General features: G+C 61.8%; 14 protein-coding genes. 7 read left to right on the forward strand and 7 right to left on the reverse strand.

What is annotated here, in order from left to right; genetic code table 11:
* Positions 1 to 247 precede the first annotated feature (247 nt).
* Together HMPREF3092_RS11420 and HMPREF3092_RS10065 are read right to left on the reverse strand one after the other, a co-directional pair.
* Entirely contained in the window at positions 248 to 442 is a 195-nt protein-coding gene (locus tag HMPREF3092_RS11420; protein WP_197456678.1) for an addiction module antidote protein, read from the reverse strand.
* 55 nt (positions 443 to 497) lie between these two features.
* Positions 498 to 911 carry a GNAT family N-acetyltransferase gene (locus tag HMPREF3092_RS10065; protein WP_019174428.1) on the reverse strand — a complete coding sequence of 138 codons (414 nt, stop codon included), beginning with the start codon at positions 909 to 911 and terminating at the stop codon, positions 498 to 500.
* A gap of 90 nt (positions 912 to 1,001) precedes the next feature.
* Here HMPREF3092_RS10065 and HMPREF3092_RS10070 point away from each other — a divergent pair, with 90 nt between their 5' ends.
* Both HMPREF3092_RS10070 and HMPREF3092_RS10075 read left to right on the forward strand, forming a co-directional pair.
* The gene (locus HMPREF3092_RS10070) at positions 1,002 to 1,466 is read left to right on the forward strand and encodes a Fur family transcriptional regulator (protein ID WP_070424791.1); all 465 of its coding nucleotides are present in this window, start codon (positions 1,002 to 1,004) and stop codon (positions 1,464 to 1,466) included.
* A gap of 27 nt (positions 1,467 to 1,493) precedes the next feature.
* Positions 1,494 to 2,975 carry a catalase gene (locus HMPREF3092_RS10075; RefSeq protein ID WP_070424792.1) on the forward strand — a complete coding sequence of 494 codons (1,482 nt, stop codon included), beginning with the start codon at positions 1,494 to 1,496 and terminating at the stop codon, positions 2,973 to 2,975.
* 171 nt (positions 2,976 to 3,146) lie between these two features.
* Here HMPREF3092_RS10075 and HMPREF3092_RS10080 read toward each other — a convergent pair whose 3' ends face one another.
* The 4 genes from HMPREF3092_RS10080 to HMPREF3092_RS10095 are packed head-to-tail and all read right to left on the reverse strand — an operon-like array spanning position 3,147 to position 7,475.
* The gene (locus tag HMPREF3092_RS10080; RefSeq protein WP_070424793.1) at positions 3,147 to 4,013 is read right to left on the reverse strand and encodes an SGNH/GDSL hydrolase family protein; all 867 of its coding nucleotides are present in this window, start codon (positions 4,011 to 4,013) and stop codon (positions 3,147 to 3,149) included.
* Positions 4,010 to 4,813: a queuosine precursor transporter gene (locus HMPREF3092_RS10085; protein ID WP_101672022.1), complete on the reverse strand. Its 804-nt coding sequence runs from the start codon at positions 4,811 to 4,813 to the stop codon at positions 4,010 to 4,012. The genes HMPREF3092_RS10080 and HMPREF3092_RS10085 overlap by 4 nt, the downstream gene beginning before the upstream one ends.
* Positions 4,803 to 5,267 carry a YbaK/EbsC family protein gene (locus tag HMPREF3092_RS10090; protein ID WP_019174433.1) on the reverse strand — a complete coding sequence of 155 codons (465 nt, stop codon included), beginning with the start codon at positions 5,265 to 5,267 and terminating at the stop codon, positions 4,803 to 4,805. The genes HMPREF3092_RS10085 and HMPREF3092_RS10090 overlap by 11 nt, the downstream gene beginning before the upstream one ends.
* 3 nt (positions 5,268 to 5,270) lie before the next feature.
* A complete protein-coding gene (locus HMPREF3092_RS10095) occupies positions 5,271 to 7,475 on the reverse strand; it encodes a M3 family metallopeptidase (protein WP_070424794.1) in 2,205 nt (734 codons plus the stop codon).
* On the opposite strand from HMPREF3092_RS10095, the gene HMPREF3092_RS11080 reads away from it, so the two are divergent.
* Both HMPREF3092_RS11080 and HMPREF3092_RS10110 read left to right on the forward strand, forming a co-directional pair.
* Positions 7,465 to 8,580 (forward strand): MFS transporter, encoded by a 1,116-nt coding sequence (locus HMPREF3092_RS11080; protein WP_256174424.1) that lies wholly within the window; start codon positions 7,465 to 7,467, stop codon positions 8,578 to 8,580. The two genes, HMPREF3092_RS10095 and HMPREF3092_RS11080, sit on opposite strands and share 11 nt — an antisense overlap.
* 9 nt (positions 8,581 to 8,589) lie before the next feature.
* Positions 8,590 to 9,660, forward strand: coding sequence for an AI-2E family transporter (locus tag HMPREF3092_RS10110; RefSeq protein WP_070424797.1), 1,071 nt, complete (start codon positions 8,590 to 8,592; stop codon positions 9,658 to 9,660).
* Between the two features lie 69 nt (positions 9,661 to 9,729).
* Here HMPREF3092_RS10110 and HMPREF3092_RS10115 read toward each other — a convergent pair whose 3' ends face one another.
* A complete protein-coding gene (locus HMPREF3092_RS10115; protein WP_070424798.1) occupies positions 9,730 to 11,412 on the reverse strand; it encodes a hypothetical protein in 1,683 nt (560 codons plus the stop codon).
* Between the two features lie 193 nt (positions 11,413 to 11,605).
* On the opposite strand from HMPREF3092_RS10115, the gene HMPREF3092_RS10120 reads away from it, so the two are divergent.
* From HMPREF3092_RS10120 to HMPREF3092_RS10130, 3 genes are all read left to right on the forward strand, one after another.
* Complete coding sequence (locus HMPREF3092_RS10120) at positions 11,606 to 12,199, forward strand: peroxidase-related enzyme (protein ID WP_070424799.1); 594 nt, start codon at positions 11,606 to 11,608, stop codon at positions 12,197 to 12,199.
* Positions 12,200 to 12,362: 163 nt separating this feature from the next.
* Complete coding sequence (locus tag HMPREF3092_RS10125; protein ID WP_070424800.1) at positions 12,363 to 13,886, forward strand: acetaldehyde dehydrogenase ExaC; 1,524 nt, start codon at positions 12,363 to 12,365, stop codon at positions 13,884 to 13,886.
* A 2-nt stretch (positions 13,887 to 13,888) separates the two neighbouring features.
* Positions 13,889 to 14,326, forward strand: a complete 438-nt coding sequence (locus HMPREF3092_RS10130; RefSeq protein ID WP_070424801.1) for a DUF779 domain-containing protein — start codon at positions 13,889 to 13,891, stop codon at positions 14,324 to 14,326.
* Positions 14,327 to 14,370: the final 44 nt, after the last annotated feature.

The following is a 14,370-nucleotide window of genomic DNA, read 5'->3' on the forward strand; positions in this document are numbered from 1 at the left end:
CCCGACATTTATCAGACACGCCCTAGCCGCGCTGGGCTCTGTTCGGTTTCAGCTTTTGGGCTTACGAGGCGCCGCCCGCCTTCTGCTCTCAGGCTGACGCGTCGCTGCGCTTGGGGATGTCGGGGTCGAGCTCGATCTTCTTGTCGCTCGTGGCGTAGTCGATGCGCATCGTCATGCCGAGGGCTTTGATGGGGTTGAACAGCGTCTTGAACGACGGGTTGCCTTCTGCGCTCAGGGACTTGTAGAGCTACTCGCGCTCCAGGCCGATTTCCTTGGCAAGCTTTGCCATGCCCTTGGAGCGAGCGATGTCGCCCAGAGCTGACTTGAGGAAATCAGGGTCTTGATCCTCCAGCACAGCCTTAAGACAGTAGGCCACCTGCTCCTTCGTCTGCAGGCGTTCAGCGATGTCAAAAGGTCGCATCTTGACCTTGTTGTCAGCCATTTTGCCCCACATACCTGTATCTCAAGGACACAGAAGGCCGAGGGTTTGTGGACGGTTACTGGGACTTCACGAAGGCGTGAATGTTGTTTTCGGCGGCTGTGCTGAAACCGCAGGCTCGGTAGAAAGACTGCTGGCGTTCTTCGTCATCAGTGATGAGAACGAATTGGCGAACATGAGAAAACGCGTCCGCTGCTTCTGCCATGAGCGCCTTGCCTACCCCTGTTCGCTGCTCCTCGGGGTGAACGAGGATGTCCTGCAGGTAGGCGATTGTGTGGCCATCGGTGAGAATGCGAATGAGGCCGATGAGAGATTCTCCGCACCACGCTGACCTCAGCCACTGAGACCCGGCGACCGACGCCGCGAGCGCCTCGGGATCCCTTGTGTAGGCCAACCAGCCGACAGAGTCATAGAGGTCGACGAGCTGCTGAAGGCTTGGGATGAGATCGGTAATTCGCAACTCCGGTGTCATGTGACGAACTCTAGTGCTTGCGCTGACTCTTCACTGTGCGTTTGCCTACATTTGTTTGAACTATTCAAAAGAGCGACTAGGCCGAAAGTGATGAACATTGCAGATCCATCAGCGACCCTGAATGCGCACGAGGACCCTCGTGCGGCACTCAAGGCTGTGGGTCTGCGTGTCACGTCGCCGCGCGTTGCAGCGCTGGAAGCGCTCAGCGGGCACGGTCACTTCAGCGTCGAACGATTGCTCGACGACGTCCGAAAGACCCTGCCCACGGTGAGCTTCCAAACTCTGTACGGCGTGCTCGAAGCACTGAAGAGTGCAGGGCTTGTGCGCAAGATCGAAGTGGGAGGACACCCTGCGCTCTTCGAACTCGACCACGGCGACAACCATCACCACACTGTGTGCCGCAGATGCGGCGCAGTGGAAGACACTCCGTGTGCCACGCAGGCCCCGCCGTGCATTCACCCGCCGGCAGGGTTCGCAGCGGAGGTCACGGAAGTGACCTTCTACGGCCTGTGTGCCGAATGCTCGCAAGTTTCCGAATCCACAATCGCCCCTTGAAAGGAATCAGCACATGACTGACACCGGTTGACCACCCAATCAGGTGCGCCTGTCCAGAACAACGAGCACTCGCTCACGATGGGCCCGGACGGCACCACTGCCCTCCACGACCACTACCTGCTGGAGAAGCTCGCATCGTTCAACCGCGAGCGCGTTCCGGAGCGCAACCCGCACGCTAAGGGTGGCGGCGCATTCGGCGAATTCGAAGTCACCGAAGACGTGTCGAAGTACACCTCGGCAGCCGTCTTCCAGCCCGGCACCAAGTCCGAGACGCTCATCCGCTTCTCGACCGTTGCCGGTGAGCAGGGCTCGCCTGATACGTGGCGCGACGTCCGCGGCTTCTCGCTGCGCTTCTACACGACCGAGGGCAACCTCGACATCGTCGGCAACAACACGCCCACGTTCTTCATCCGCGACGGCATCAAGTTCCCCGACTTCATCCACTCGCAGAAGCGCCTGGGCGACTCCGGCCTGCGCGATGCGGACATGCAGTGGGATTTCTGGACGCTCTCGCCTGAGTCCAGCCACCAGGTCACCTACCTCATGGGCGACCGCGGTCTGCCGCGCACGTGGCGCAACATGAACGGCTACGGATCGCACACCTACCAGTGGATCAACGAAGCCGGCGAGCGCTTCTGGGTCAAGTACCACTTCCTGACCCAGCAGGGCGAAGAGAACATGACGGCTGAAGAAGCCGAGAAGCTGGCAGGCTCGGACGCCGAGTACCACCGCCGCGACCTCTTCAACTCGATCAAGGACGGCAACTTCCCCAAGTGGGACATGTACGTCCAGATCATGCCGTACGAAGAGGCCAAGACCTACCGCCTCAACCCCTTCGACCTCACCAAGACGTGGCCGAAGGCCGACTACCCGCGCATCAAGGTCGGCACGCTGACCCTGAACCGCAACCCGCAGAACTTCTTCCAGGAGATTGAGCAGGCTGCGTTCACGCCGGGCAACCAGGTTCCGGGCACCGGAATCTCGCCGGACAAGATGCTCATGGCCCGCGTGTTCTCCTACCCGGATGCACAGCGCAACCGCGTCGGCACCAACTACAACCAGCTGCCGGTTAACCAGCCGCGTGCCACCGAGGCCAAGAACTACATGCACGAAGGCCACATGAACTACGCGATCACGCCTGCTGAGCACCGCGTGTACTCGCCGCACTCCTACGGCACCGAAGGTGGCCCAGTGGCTGACGAGTCGGTCAAGGAAGCAAGCTGGGAGAACGACGGCTCGCTCGTCCGCGCTGCAGCAACCCTGCGCAAGGACGACGATGACTTCGGCCAGGCAGGCATCCTCTACCGCGACGTCTTCACCGACGAGCAGAAGGACCGCTTCAAGGAGACGCTGTGCGGACAGTGCATGGCCATCACCGTCGACCGCATCCGCGAACAGTTCTTCGAGTACTGGACCAACGTGGACGCCGACCTCGGCGTTCACCTGCGCGAGTGCTACAAGAGCTGCTCCAGCAAGAACGCTGCAACGGACGAACACGAAGACGCCTGATCAGCACCGCTGACACAGCCGCACTGAGCTCAGATCTGAAAGTCCAGAGCTGAGAAGCAGACAGCGCCCGGGTACCGCAAGGAGCCCGGGCGCTGCTGTTTTGACGTCGGCCTCAGGAGACGTGTCCGCCTGAACACATGTTGTGCGCGTACGTACCCGTACAGACTGTGTTTAGGCGAACATCTTTGCGGAAGAGCTTCGCAGCCACGCGCGCCTGACGGCCGGCCACACAGCTTCTGCCCACACGGTGTACCCGTGATCGTTGGGGTGGAATACATCCGATTCCATTGTGAAGAACTGCCGCGGAATCCCAAGGGTGCTGCGCGACCACAGCGATGCTGTTGCTGCGTGCAGTTCGGCAAGCTCAAGATCGTTTTCAGCGGCCAGACGGCGGATGAGGGCATTTGCCGCACGGCACTTGCGCTCAAATACGGGCAGGCCGAAGCTCGGCACGGTTGACACGACGGTCCCTGCCGGAAGTGCGGGGTATAGGCGCTCAGCAGTCCACGCGAAGCCCTCGTCAGTGAAGGCGCGGTCGGCGATGTCGTTGCCGCCGATGACGCACATCGTGACATCGGCCTGGGTGAACATGCGCCCTGCTTTGAGTTGTGGAAGCTGCTCTTCCATCAGAAGCCACGAGGAATCGCCGGGCTGGGCGATATTGCACACCAGCACGGGTGCGCCGGCCTCAGATGCCAAACGCCTCAGCACGATGCCCACATAGCCGCGGTCAGCACTGGAAGCGCCCACCCCGCTGGCTGCGGAATCACCCAGAACATTGACCCTGAGGGGGCGCGCGTCACCGGCCCAACCTGACACCGGCCCAACTGAGCCGTCGGGGAAGAAGGCAAGCTCCGCCTCGTGAAAGTGCTTCCACCATCCGCGGCGGGTGCGGGCCTGCACCCCGTTCATCCACGCGGAACTCGACAGCCAGCCGGCTGTCGCGCCGGCCGCCACACCCGCGGCCACCAGGGCGGCCCGGCCCCAGAGGGGCAGGCCCTGCGAACTAAGCGAACTCAGCCGGGACAGCGCGTTCACACTCGGGCGCCTTCAGCCCTGCGCTCGGCGTCGGTTTCGATCGAGTAGGTGCCCTCGCGCTTCTTGAACCAGCGGATGACCACCTGCGTGACGGGCAGGAACAGCACTTCGACCGCGACCTTGTACACAAAGCCGAACAGCACGTACTTGATGAACTCACCGCCGGGAATCACACCGGCAAAGGCCACGGTGCAGAAGATGACGGTGTCAGCTGCTTCGCCCACACCCGTCGAACCCAGCAGGCGAACCCACAGGGCGCGCTCGCCCATGCGGCGTTTGATCCGCACAAGAACGAAGGCGTTGAGCATCTGGCCTACGGCATAGCCGGCAAGCGATGCCGCGACGATTCGCGGATAGAAGCCGAGCACCGCGGCGAAAGCCTCTTGCCCGTCATAGCCGGGGCCGGGCGGGGCGATGATGACCAGCAGGAAGATGAGTGAGGCCCCCAGCTGCGACACAAAGCCCATGATGACGGCCTTGCGGGCGGCTGCGAAGCCGTACACCTCGGAAATGACGTCGCCCATGATGTACACGAACGGGAACAGGAAAGCTCCGCCGTCGGCGACAATCCAGTAGTTGTCGGTGCTTTCGCCCATGGGGAAGAACGCGATGACCTTCGTGGCTGAAATGTTCGACACGAGCAGAGCCACGCAGAAGAACGCCAGAACGACCGCGTAGTAGCGGCCGCGGGAAGACGCGAAGGCAACCAGTCGCGCACCCGCTTTTTGGGCTGACTGTGCGGAAGCCGGACGGGATTCGTGGGGCTCTTGTCTTCCGGAACTCGGGGTGTCAGCGTTCAACGTCGATTTCCTCTCCGCCGGTCAGGCGCAGCAGTTCCGCGTAGGTCAGCGGGAACATCGAATCCGCGGTGCCGGCGGCCGCCCACAGCATGGGATAGGCCGCGAGTGCTCGGTCGATGAACGTGCGAATCGGCTTGGTGTGGCCTGCTGGGGCAACCCCGCCGATCACCTGCCCGGTGGCTTCCTTCACCACGTCCGCGTTGGCCCGGCTGATCTTCCCGCCGGTCTGCTCTTCGACAAAGCCCGTGTCCACGCGGTGCGCGCCGGAGGTCATGATGAGCACCGGTTCGCCGTCAAGCCGGAAGATGAGGCTGTTGGCAATCGCACCTGTCTCAATGCCCAGGTGGGCGGCCGCATCGGCGGCGGTGGGCAGGTGCTCGGTGAAGATCGTGATCTCCCCGGTGATGCCGGCTTTGTCGAGGTCAGCCTGGACTCGCTGATTGCGTTCGTGCACGGTTCAGACCTCCCGAGGTGCTTCCGGGTGGGTTTCGGCAGGTGCCTGGGCGGGGGAGCCGGCGGGTGCCGAGGTGTCGGCGGGGGAGCCGGCGGCTGCCGAGGTGTCGGCGGGGGAGCCGACCGGCACCTCGGCCTGGGTCTGTTCTCGGGTTGGCAGACCGCGGCGGCGCAGCAGCGGGTCGACGGTGGGCTGTTCGCCGAAGAACTGGGTGATGGCCTGTTCCGGGTCAACCGAGAAGCCCGGTGCCAGAACAGCGCGGCGGAACGCCTGACCGGACTCGGCCTTCAGGCCGCCCTGCTGGTCAAACCATTCGGATACGTAGGCGGCCAGCTGTTCTGACCACAGGTACGAGTAGTAACCGGCCGCATAGCCGAAGCTGAAGGCGTGCATGAAGTACGGCGAACGGTAGCGCGGCTGCACGGACGGCGAGAACCCGGCGGCAGACAGCACCTCGGATTCGAAGTCGAGAACCGCCTCGATCTGTTCGCCTGGTTCCAGACCGTGCCACGAAAGGTCCAGAAGAGCGGCAGCCAGGTATTCGATCGTGCCGAAGCCCTGCCCGAACTTCTGCGCCTGCTTGATCTGCTCGACCAGATTTTCCGGCAGCGGTTCGCCCGTTGTGATGTGGCGGGCGTAGTTCGGCAGAACATCCGGGTGGAGCATCCACATTTCGTTCAGCTGCGACGGGAACTCAACATAGTCCCGGGGGACCGAGGTGCCTGCCCGGCTGGGGTAGGTGGAATCGGCAAACAGTCCGTGCCACACGTGGCCGAACTCGTGGAAGAGCGTGTTGACGTCGTCCAGGCTCAGCAGGGCCGGTTCGCCGGGTGCCGGGCGGGGCACGTTCATCGTCATGGTGATGATGGGCTGTTCACCCGTCAGGCGGGCGCCGGTCACGAGTTCCGCCATCCACGCCCCACCGCGCTTGCTGGGGCGCGTGTACGGGTCGATGCAGACCAGGCCCAAGACTTTGGCGCCCTCGGAGATCTCCCACACCGTGACGGTTTCATCCCACAGGCGGCCTGCGAAACGGTCGGTGACGTTTTCAAAGCTCAATCCGTACAGCACGCTCGCGGCGTAGAAAACACCGTCGTGCAGCACCCGGTTGAACTCGAAGTACTTGCTGATTTCGCTGTGGTCGATGCCGTACAGCTGCGAACCTACGCGGCGCAGCCAGAACGGGATGTCTTCCGCGGCAAGCCTCTGCGGCTGCGCGGTCTTTTCGATGGTGTCGAGTTCACGCTGCAGCTGCTGATTGGCCGGTTCCAGCAGCGAAATGAGCAGACTCGAAGCCTGTTCCGGGTTGCCGGCCTGCTGCGGTTCAATCGCGTACTCGCTGAACGAGCTGTAGCCCAGCACACCGGCCAGAGCTGCGCGCAGCGCCGTGATGTCTGCAACCAGACCTCGGGTGTCACCCTCACCGCCGCGACTGCACCGATCAGCGGATGCCGCAAACAGCGCCGAGCGGGTCTCCGGATCGGTGAGTGATTCAGCCGGCGGCTGCACCGTCGTCGACTCCAAAGGCAGCACCCAGCCGTCAACACCGCGTTCCTGCGCCTGGGCAGCGGCGGCGGCCAGCTGAGCCTCAGTCAGCCCGTCAGGTGAGTACGGGCCGCCGCGTTCAATCACAAAAGCCGAAGCGTTGGTTTCAGCCAGGACGGTGTTCGCAAAGCGGTTCTCCAAACGGGTCAGTTCCGCTGACACCGCTTCGACGCGCTGCTTGCCGTCATCGTCCAGGCGGGCGCCGGCGCGAATGAAATCAGCCAGGAGGAGCTGCAGGTGACGACGGTCTTCCGGCAGAAGGGAAGCGTCGTTGATCGCCTCAAGCCTGTTGAACAGGGCGGAGTTGAGCTCAACGCCGAGGAAAGCCGAGGACAGTTCCGCATCGATTTCCGCAAGCGCGTCGCTGTTGTCGTCCGTGTGGGCTGAACCCTGCAAGACACCGGCCACTGCGGACAGGCGGCGCAGCGGCTCCATTGCCTTTTCCAGGGCGACGACAGTGTTGTAGAAGTCGGCGGGTGATTCGTCCGAGGCGATCGCCTCGAGATCCTGCTGGAACTGAGTGAGAACAGCTGTGAGCGTGCTGCGGAGCTCCTCGGCCGACAGGTGGAAGTCCGGCAGCGTCAGCGATGCCGGACGGGTTATCCAGGCGAGCAGCGAATCCGCGGGGGCTGCTCCGTCGGTGTGTTCGGGGATGGTGGACACGTGTTTCTCCTCTTACAGGCTCGGGCGTCAGACTGTACCTGCCGGCAATATCAGCCGAGCGCTGAGTATCGTGAACTTCGTGAGCAGCTTCGACGGATATCCGCGCGGGCACCGGCAGACGAAGAAGATCGAAATCGGTCTGCTCGTCGCGGGCCTGGCAACCTTCGTGCTGCTTTACAACACGCAAGCTATTTTGCCCTATTTCACGCGGGACCTGCGGATCTCCCCGTCACAGTCAGCCCTTTCGGTGTCCGTTGCAACGGCGGGTCTTGCGGTTGGGCTCATTGCGGCAGCCCCCGTTTCCGAGCGGATCGGCAGGGTCGCACTCATCCGCTTCTCCCTGCTGTCAGCAAGCGCATTGGGCCTGGTGAGCGCCTTTGTCACCGACTGGCCGACCTTCCTTGTTCTGCGCTTTGCCATGGGTGTTCTGTTGGCCGGGCTGCCCGCCACCGCAGCGGTGTATTTGAAAGAGGAAATCCACCCGGACTACGCGACGGCTGCCACGGGGATCTACATCTTCGGCACAACGCTCGGAGGTCTGAGCGCTCGCCTCATCACGTCCGGTGTTGTCAGCCTGCACGAACGGCTGGATCTGGGTGCGCCCCTAGGGCTGGACGCGGCTCACTTCGCTCTGTTTGTCTCAGCACTTGCTGCCGTTGCGTGTGCTGTGGGTGCGTGGCTGCTGTTGCCGCATTCACGCGGCCCGGCTGGCCAACCGCTACTCAATGCGGGCGGTGATGGTCTTCGGTCCTCTGACTGCGCTGGTCGGTGTTGGACTGCTCGCGGCCTCGCCTTTGGCGGTCATTGTGTTTGGTCTGCTGGTGCTCGCCTCGGGGTTCTTCATCACCCACTCGATCGCGTCTGCTTGGGTCCCCTCCCGAGGTGCCGCCCGCCTCGGTCTGCCCGCTCAAGCCGCGAGCATGTACATGCTGTTCTACTACATGGGGTCATCAGCAGCGGGGAACCTCACGCCGCTTGCCTGGCAGGATTTCGGATGGTGGGGTGTCACCGCGATGACTGGCGCGTTCATGGGTGTGAGCCTGCTGATTGCGATTGGTTTGGCGAAGTCGAAGAAGGCCTGAGAACTGCGGCCCGTGGGATCTAGACTGATCGGGTGAGTGCGATCACGATCAACGGCCGGAACGCGAACCCGTTTGTCATCGGGTTCCTCGGCATGCTCGGAGCAGGACTGGCATACGGGCTCTTTCATCTGGTCGACGACCTCGCCGGTGTCATCGTCTGCATTGCCTGCGCGCTGTTCCTCGCACTCGGTCTTGAGCCGGTCATCCGGTTCCTCAACAACCGGGGAATCAAACGCGGATGGGCTGTCACCATCACGTCGCTGGCCGTCGTCATCGTCGCAGCCGGCGTCCTGCTGCTCGTCGTCCCGCCGGTGGTGCGGCAGGTGCAGCAGTTCATCGGCGACATCCCGCGGATCATCGACGACATCATGCATGAACCGTGGTTTGCGAAGCTCGAAGAGAACCTGCCGTTCGGCATCGACCTCAACGAGAGCCTCGAAAACGCCGGCGCCTGGGCCTCGAATCCTGCGAACCTCGCCAGCATCGGCGGCGGTGTTCTGACGATCGGTGCGGGAGTCATGACGTTCACCACGAACGTCATCATCGTCATCATCCTCACCCTGTACTTCGCGGCGGGACTGCCCCGCATCAAGTCCGCTTTCTACCGTCTGATGCCGGCACGCAAACGCGAGGATGTTGAGGACGTCACGGAGGAGATCACCAGTTCAGTCGGCCGCTACATTCTGGGCCAGAGCGCGCTTGCAGCCACCAACGGAGTGCTGTCGGCGGTGTTCCTCACCATCATCGGTGCTCCGCTGCCTGCCCTTTTGGCGTTCATCGCCTTCCTCGGTTCGCTCATCCCGCTGGTCGGCACGATATCGGCATCATGCATCATCGTGGTGTCGTGCCTGATGAGCTCACCCACCCTGGCGCTCATCGCCGCGATCTACTACCTGGTGTACATGCAGATTGAGGCCTACGTCTTCAACCCGCGCATCATGAAGGCTGTGACCGACGTTCCCGGGCCGATCGTGATCATCGCCGCGATTGCCGGAGCGACGCTCGGTGGAGTGCTCGGGGCTATCGCATCGATTCCTGTCGCAGCGTCACTGCTCATCATCTACCGCAGGGTCGTCATCCCACGCCAAGACGCCAAGCAGTAGCGGAACTCTCCGAGTGGCGGCAACGCCCGAGGTGTCAGTGCCTCGTGCCGCGTGGCGAGACCCCGGGAATCAATCGTCGACCGTGCACATGCCGTACTCGGGTTCGACGTTGAACAGCCCGTAGTGGTCGATGGCCGATTCGTTGCTCTTGCAGGCGTATGACCAGTACAGGTATTCCTCGTGGAGACCTTCCGTGGGGTGCCCGGGCAGGTAAAGGTCGAAGTCTGTGCCCTTTTCAAAGCCGTATGGCTCGGAGTATTCGACGGTGCCGCCGTCCTCGTATGCCTTTTCACCCGTCGGAGTGGTTGTCTTCAGGTCCTTGAGTTTGAGCTTGTACGTGTACTCATCAACGCGTTTGACCACTTCAAAACGACCCGTAAACTCAGCGGCGTACTTGTCGTAGACATCGGAATCCAGGTACGAGCCCTTGAACTTGCCGCCCTTCTCCATGGTGATGCTCGTGCGCCAGGCGCCGCGACCGGACGAGAAGATGAAGTCCTTGCCCTCAAGCTCGGCGAACACCTTCTGACCCTCAGAGCCTTCGGGGTAGATTTCGCGCGAGTAGGTGTAGAGCTCCAGCGGCTCTTCTGCCTTGAACAGTTCGGCATTGACCATTTTCCGGCTCTTTTTGTCGTCAAATGGGTTGCCGGCTTTTTCGCTCGCGTTGAACTTGGCTTCCAGGGGTGCGGTCGCCGTCACATCGGCGCTTCCGGCGTAGGTGCCGTCAAGGCCGGGAAGCTTAATGAGCTCAGACTCGCCTGTTCCGGGTTCGGCCTTTTCGAGCGAAGCATCGAAGTCAGTGTCAATGCCGGTTGTGATCTCTGGGCCGGCGATCCCGAAGACGCTGCTGGTGAGGTTCACATTGACCGCGCCGTGCCCCGAAGCATCGAGGTTGTCCTGATCCGCCGCGGCGATTTCAAATGTCTGCTCGCTCTCTTCGTCAATGGGCGACAGACCTTCGCTGGACAGGTAACGGTACCCGACGGTCCGCTCGAGACTTGATTTGACGGTCGCATCCGCTTCTGTGTCAACACTGCCGTTGGCCGAAACAGAAAGCTCGTTGACCAGAGTTACAGGGAAATCGTCAACAATGACCGTCACCGGCAGAAGCTGCTTGGTGAAGAGGTCTTTGTTCCAATCGCCCGGGTTCTGCAGCTTGAACTCACTGTCGAGGTTAAGGTCGGCTTTCGTCTCGAAGTCGATTTTGCCGTTTTCGGCGACCCTCATGTTGAGCGACAGGGCCAAAGATCCGGTGGCGTCGAGTTCGTCACCCGAATACGAAAAGATTTCCCCATCGCTCGCGGCCGGTACTGCGTGTGCCGGTGCCGCGCCAAGCGGGTTCCGTTTGGTCTGGCCGTTGTCGTCAAGCGTGTGGTTGCCGTTTGGGTCGATGGTGATATCGAGGTTGACATCGGCCTTTTTGATTGCATCAGTCAGAGCAGCCTGCTCAGTCTCGAGCACCATTTCGCCGTCCTGCTTTTTAACGGAGGTGACTTTGCGCAGGAAGCCGTTCGGTGCTGCTTTGCCTGTTCCTCCGGCGACGATTGCGCCTTCTGCGATCGAGCTGTCCTCGTCGATCGTGACGCTGTCCTCGGTGACATCGTGGACGGCGAAGCCGTCTTTGCCACCGGCAATGTGCACGTTGGGCTTGAGCGTGAGTGTGGAGGGTTTCTTTCCGAGGGCGGCGAACATGACCCCGCCTACGACGAGTGCGACCACTGCCACGATCGCGATGATGATGCCTTTGCGCATGACCTTCCATTCCTCTGTGTGGACACGACGATCGCTGCTGAAAATCGCAGTTCAATAGTCAACAGTGACGGCGGCGAAGATTTCTGCGCGATACCCTTCCTCAATTCTATGCCAATTTCGAACCAAATGGCCCAGATCTCCGGATGTGAAACGTTGCCTTCCAAACCACGTGACCGCATGTAACCTGGCTCACATGACTGAGCGATTTCCTGACGCAGTTCTGACAGACCTGCCCGACGACATCCGACAGCGGATCGAAGCAGAAGCCGAAAAGTCCGGTTTCGTTCCCAACGTATTCATCAAACTGGCTCGCCGACCCGCAGAGTTCCGCGCGTTCTTCGCCTACTACGACGCGCTCATGGACAAAGACACCGGCAGCCTGACAAAAGCCGACCGCGAAATGATCGTGACAGCCACCTCGTCAGCCAACGGGTGCCTGTACTGCGTCGTCGCCCACGGGGCGCTGCTGCGCCTGTTCAAGAAAAGCCCGGACATTGCAGACAAAGTGGCCGTCAACTACAAGCATGCCGACCTTGAACCCCGCGAAGAGGCCATGCTCGACTTCGCCATGAAAGTCTGTACCGACCCCGCAGACATCAGTGAAGACGACTTCACCCGTCTGGCCGAGCACGGCTTCGATGACGAAGACGTGTGGGACATCACCGCCATCACCGGGTTCTTCGGCCTGTCCAACCGCATGGCCACAGTGTCGGGAATGCGGCCAAACCCCGAGTTCTACACGCTCGGCCGGGTGCCGAAAGACGTCTACCAGCAGCTCAACAGCTGACCGAAGCGCACGAGGTGGGGCTCACCTAGCAAGGTGAGCCCCACCTCGTGCGTCTGCTGCGGATTCTGAGACACCTCTTGTCTGCCCGCGGGCAGGTGCGTAGTTTAGGGGAAGGACACCGATGTCCTGCAGCACTGCACCTGAGATCTCAAAGGAGAGAATCATGACGGTCTACGCAGCACCCAATACACCTGACAGCAAGGTGACCTTCAAATCCCGCTACGACAACTGGATCGGCGGGCAGTGGACGCCGCCGAAGGCCGGTCGCTACTTCGAAAACCCCTCCCCGGTCACCGGCAAAGTCTTCTGCGAAGTCGCGCAGTCAGACGCTGACGATGTCGAAGCAGCACTCGACGCGGCACACAAGGCCGCACCCGCGTGGGGCAAAACAAGCCCTGCTGAACGTGCGCTCATCCTCCACCGGATTGCCGACCGGATGGAAGAGAACCTCGAAATGCTCGCCGTTGCTGAAACATGGGACAACGGCAAAGCGATCCGCGAACCGCTGACGGCTGACATTCCTCTGGCCATCGACCACTTCCGCTATTTTGCCGGCGCAATCCGCGCCCAGGAAGGCCGCCTGTCGCAGATTGACGACAACACCGTCGCCTATCACTTCAACGAACCGCTCGGCGTGGTCGGCCAGATCATTCCGTGGAACTTCCCGCTGCTCATGGCGGTGTGGAAGCTTGCGCCTGCGCTCGCAGCCGGCAACGCAGTGGTTCTCAAACCAGCCGAGCAGACACCCGCCTCGATCATGGTGCTCATTGAGCTGATAGGGGACCTGCTGCCCGACGGCGTGGTCAACATCGTCAACGGCTTCGGCGTCGAAGCGGGTAAGCCGCTGGCCTCGAACAAGCGCATCGCGAAGATCGCGTTCACCGGTGAAACGACCACCGGCCGGCTCATCATGCAGTACGCATCGCAGAACCTCATCCCGGTCACCCTGGAACTGGGCGGCAAGAGCCCCAATGTGTTCTTCGAAGACGTCATGGCAGCTGATGACACGTTCCGGCAGAAAGCGGCCGAGGGCTTCGCGATGTTCAGCCTCAACCAGGGTGAAGTCTGCACCTGCCCGTCCCGCGCATTCGTGCAGGAGAGCATCTTCGACGACTTCGTCGAGCTCGGCCTTGAGCGCGTTCGCAACACCAAGCAGGGCAACCCGCTGGACACGGATACGCAGATCGGCGCCCAGGCTTCGAACGATCAGCTTGAGAAGATCAAGTCGTACCTGCAGATCGGCAAGGACGAAGGTGCCGAAGTGCTCATCGGCGGTGAGCAGAACCACCTCGACGGTGACCTCGCCGACGGCTTCTACGTCCAGCCGACGGTCTTCAAGGGCGACAACAGCATGCGGATCTTCCAGGAGGAGATCTTCGGCCCCGTCCTCGCTCTGACATCGTTCACCGACTACGACTCTGTCATCAAGGAAGCGAACAACACGCTCTACGGCCTGGGCGCTGGTGTGTGGTCGCGCAACGGCGGCATCGCGTACCGTGCGGGTCGTGACATTCAGGCCGGCCGCGTGTGGGTGAACAACTACCACAACTACCCGGCGCACGCTGCGTTCGGCGGCTACAAGTCGTCCGGCATCGGCCGTGAGAACCACCTCATGATGCTCGACCACTACCAGCAGACCAAGAACCTGCTGGTCAGCTACGACGAAAACCCCATGGGATTCTTCTGACAATGGCTGACGACATCACCGGAGACCAGGACGGCGCCACAGTGACCGCGCAAGTCGAAGCGCGGCCTGAGATCGATGGTGAACAGCGCTCGCGCGTGGGGCTGAGCCCGGCGGCGGTGGAGCTGCTGCAGAAGCTGATACAGCAGCACGGCCAGCTGATGTTCCACCAGTCAGGCGGCTGCTGTGACGGGTCTGCTCCCATGTGCTATCCGGAAGGTGAGTTCCTCACCGGAGATTCGGACGTGCTTCTGGGCACGTTCACTCTGCCCGACGTGTCCGCAGAGTCTGCGGAGATCGGCTTCTGGATGTCTAAGGAGCAGTTCGAGTACTGGAAGCACACCTACCTGCTGGTTGATGCAGTGCCCGGCAGGGGCGGTGGCTTCAGCATCGAAAGCCCCACGGGGCTGCGGTTCCTCATCAGGTCGCGGCTTCTGGACTGACCCCAAAGCACGAGGTGGGGCTCACCTGGAAAGGTGAGCCCCAC

This window comes from Brevibacterium sp. HMSC24B04 (assembly GCF_001806835.1).
Taxonomy (GTDB): Bacteria; Actinomycetota; Actinomycetes; order Actinomycetales; family Brevibacteriaceae; genus Brevibacterium; species Brevibacterium ravenspurgense.

Coding starts and splice junctions, on each gene's coding strand:
- HMPREF3092_RS10130 (WP_070424801.1), top strand. CDS start 13,889: ATGGCTGACGACATCACCGGAGACCAGGACGGCGCCACAGTGACCGCG.
- HMPREF3092_RS10065 (WP_019174428.1), bottom strand. CDS start 911: ATGACACCGGAGTTGCGAATTACCGATCTCATCCCAAGCCTTCAGCAG.
- HMPREF3092_RS10120 (WP_070424799.1), top strand. CDS start 11,606: ATGACTGAGCGATTTCCTGACGCAGTTCTGACAGACCTGCCCGACGAC.
- HMPREF3092_RS10125 (WP_070424800.1), top strand. CDS start 12,363: ATGACGGTCTACGCAGCACCCAATACACCTGACAGCAAGGTGACCTTC.
- HMPREF3092_RS11080 (WP_256174424.1), top strand. CDS start 7,465: ATGGTGGACACGTGTTTCTCCTCTTACAGGCTCGGGCGTCAGACTGTA.
- HMPREF3092_RS11420 (WP_197456678.1), bottom strand. CDS start 442: ATGGCTGACAACAAGGTCAAGATGCGACCTTTTGACATCGCTGAACGC.
- HMPREF3092_RS10115 (WP_070424798.1), bottom strand. CDS start 11,412: ATGCGCAAAGGCATCATCATCGCGATCGTGGCAGTGGTCGCACTCGTC.
- HMPREF3092_RS10070 (WP_070424791.1), top strand. CDS start 1,002: ATGAACATTGCAGATCCATCAGCGACCCTGAATGCGCACGAGGACCCT.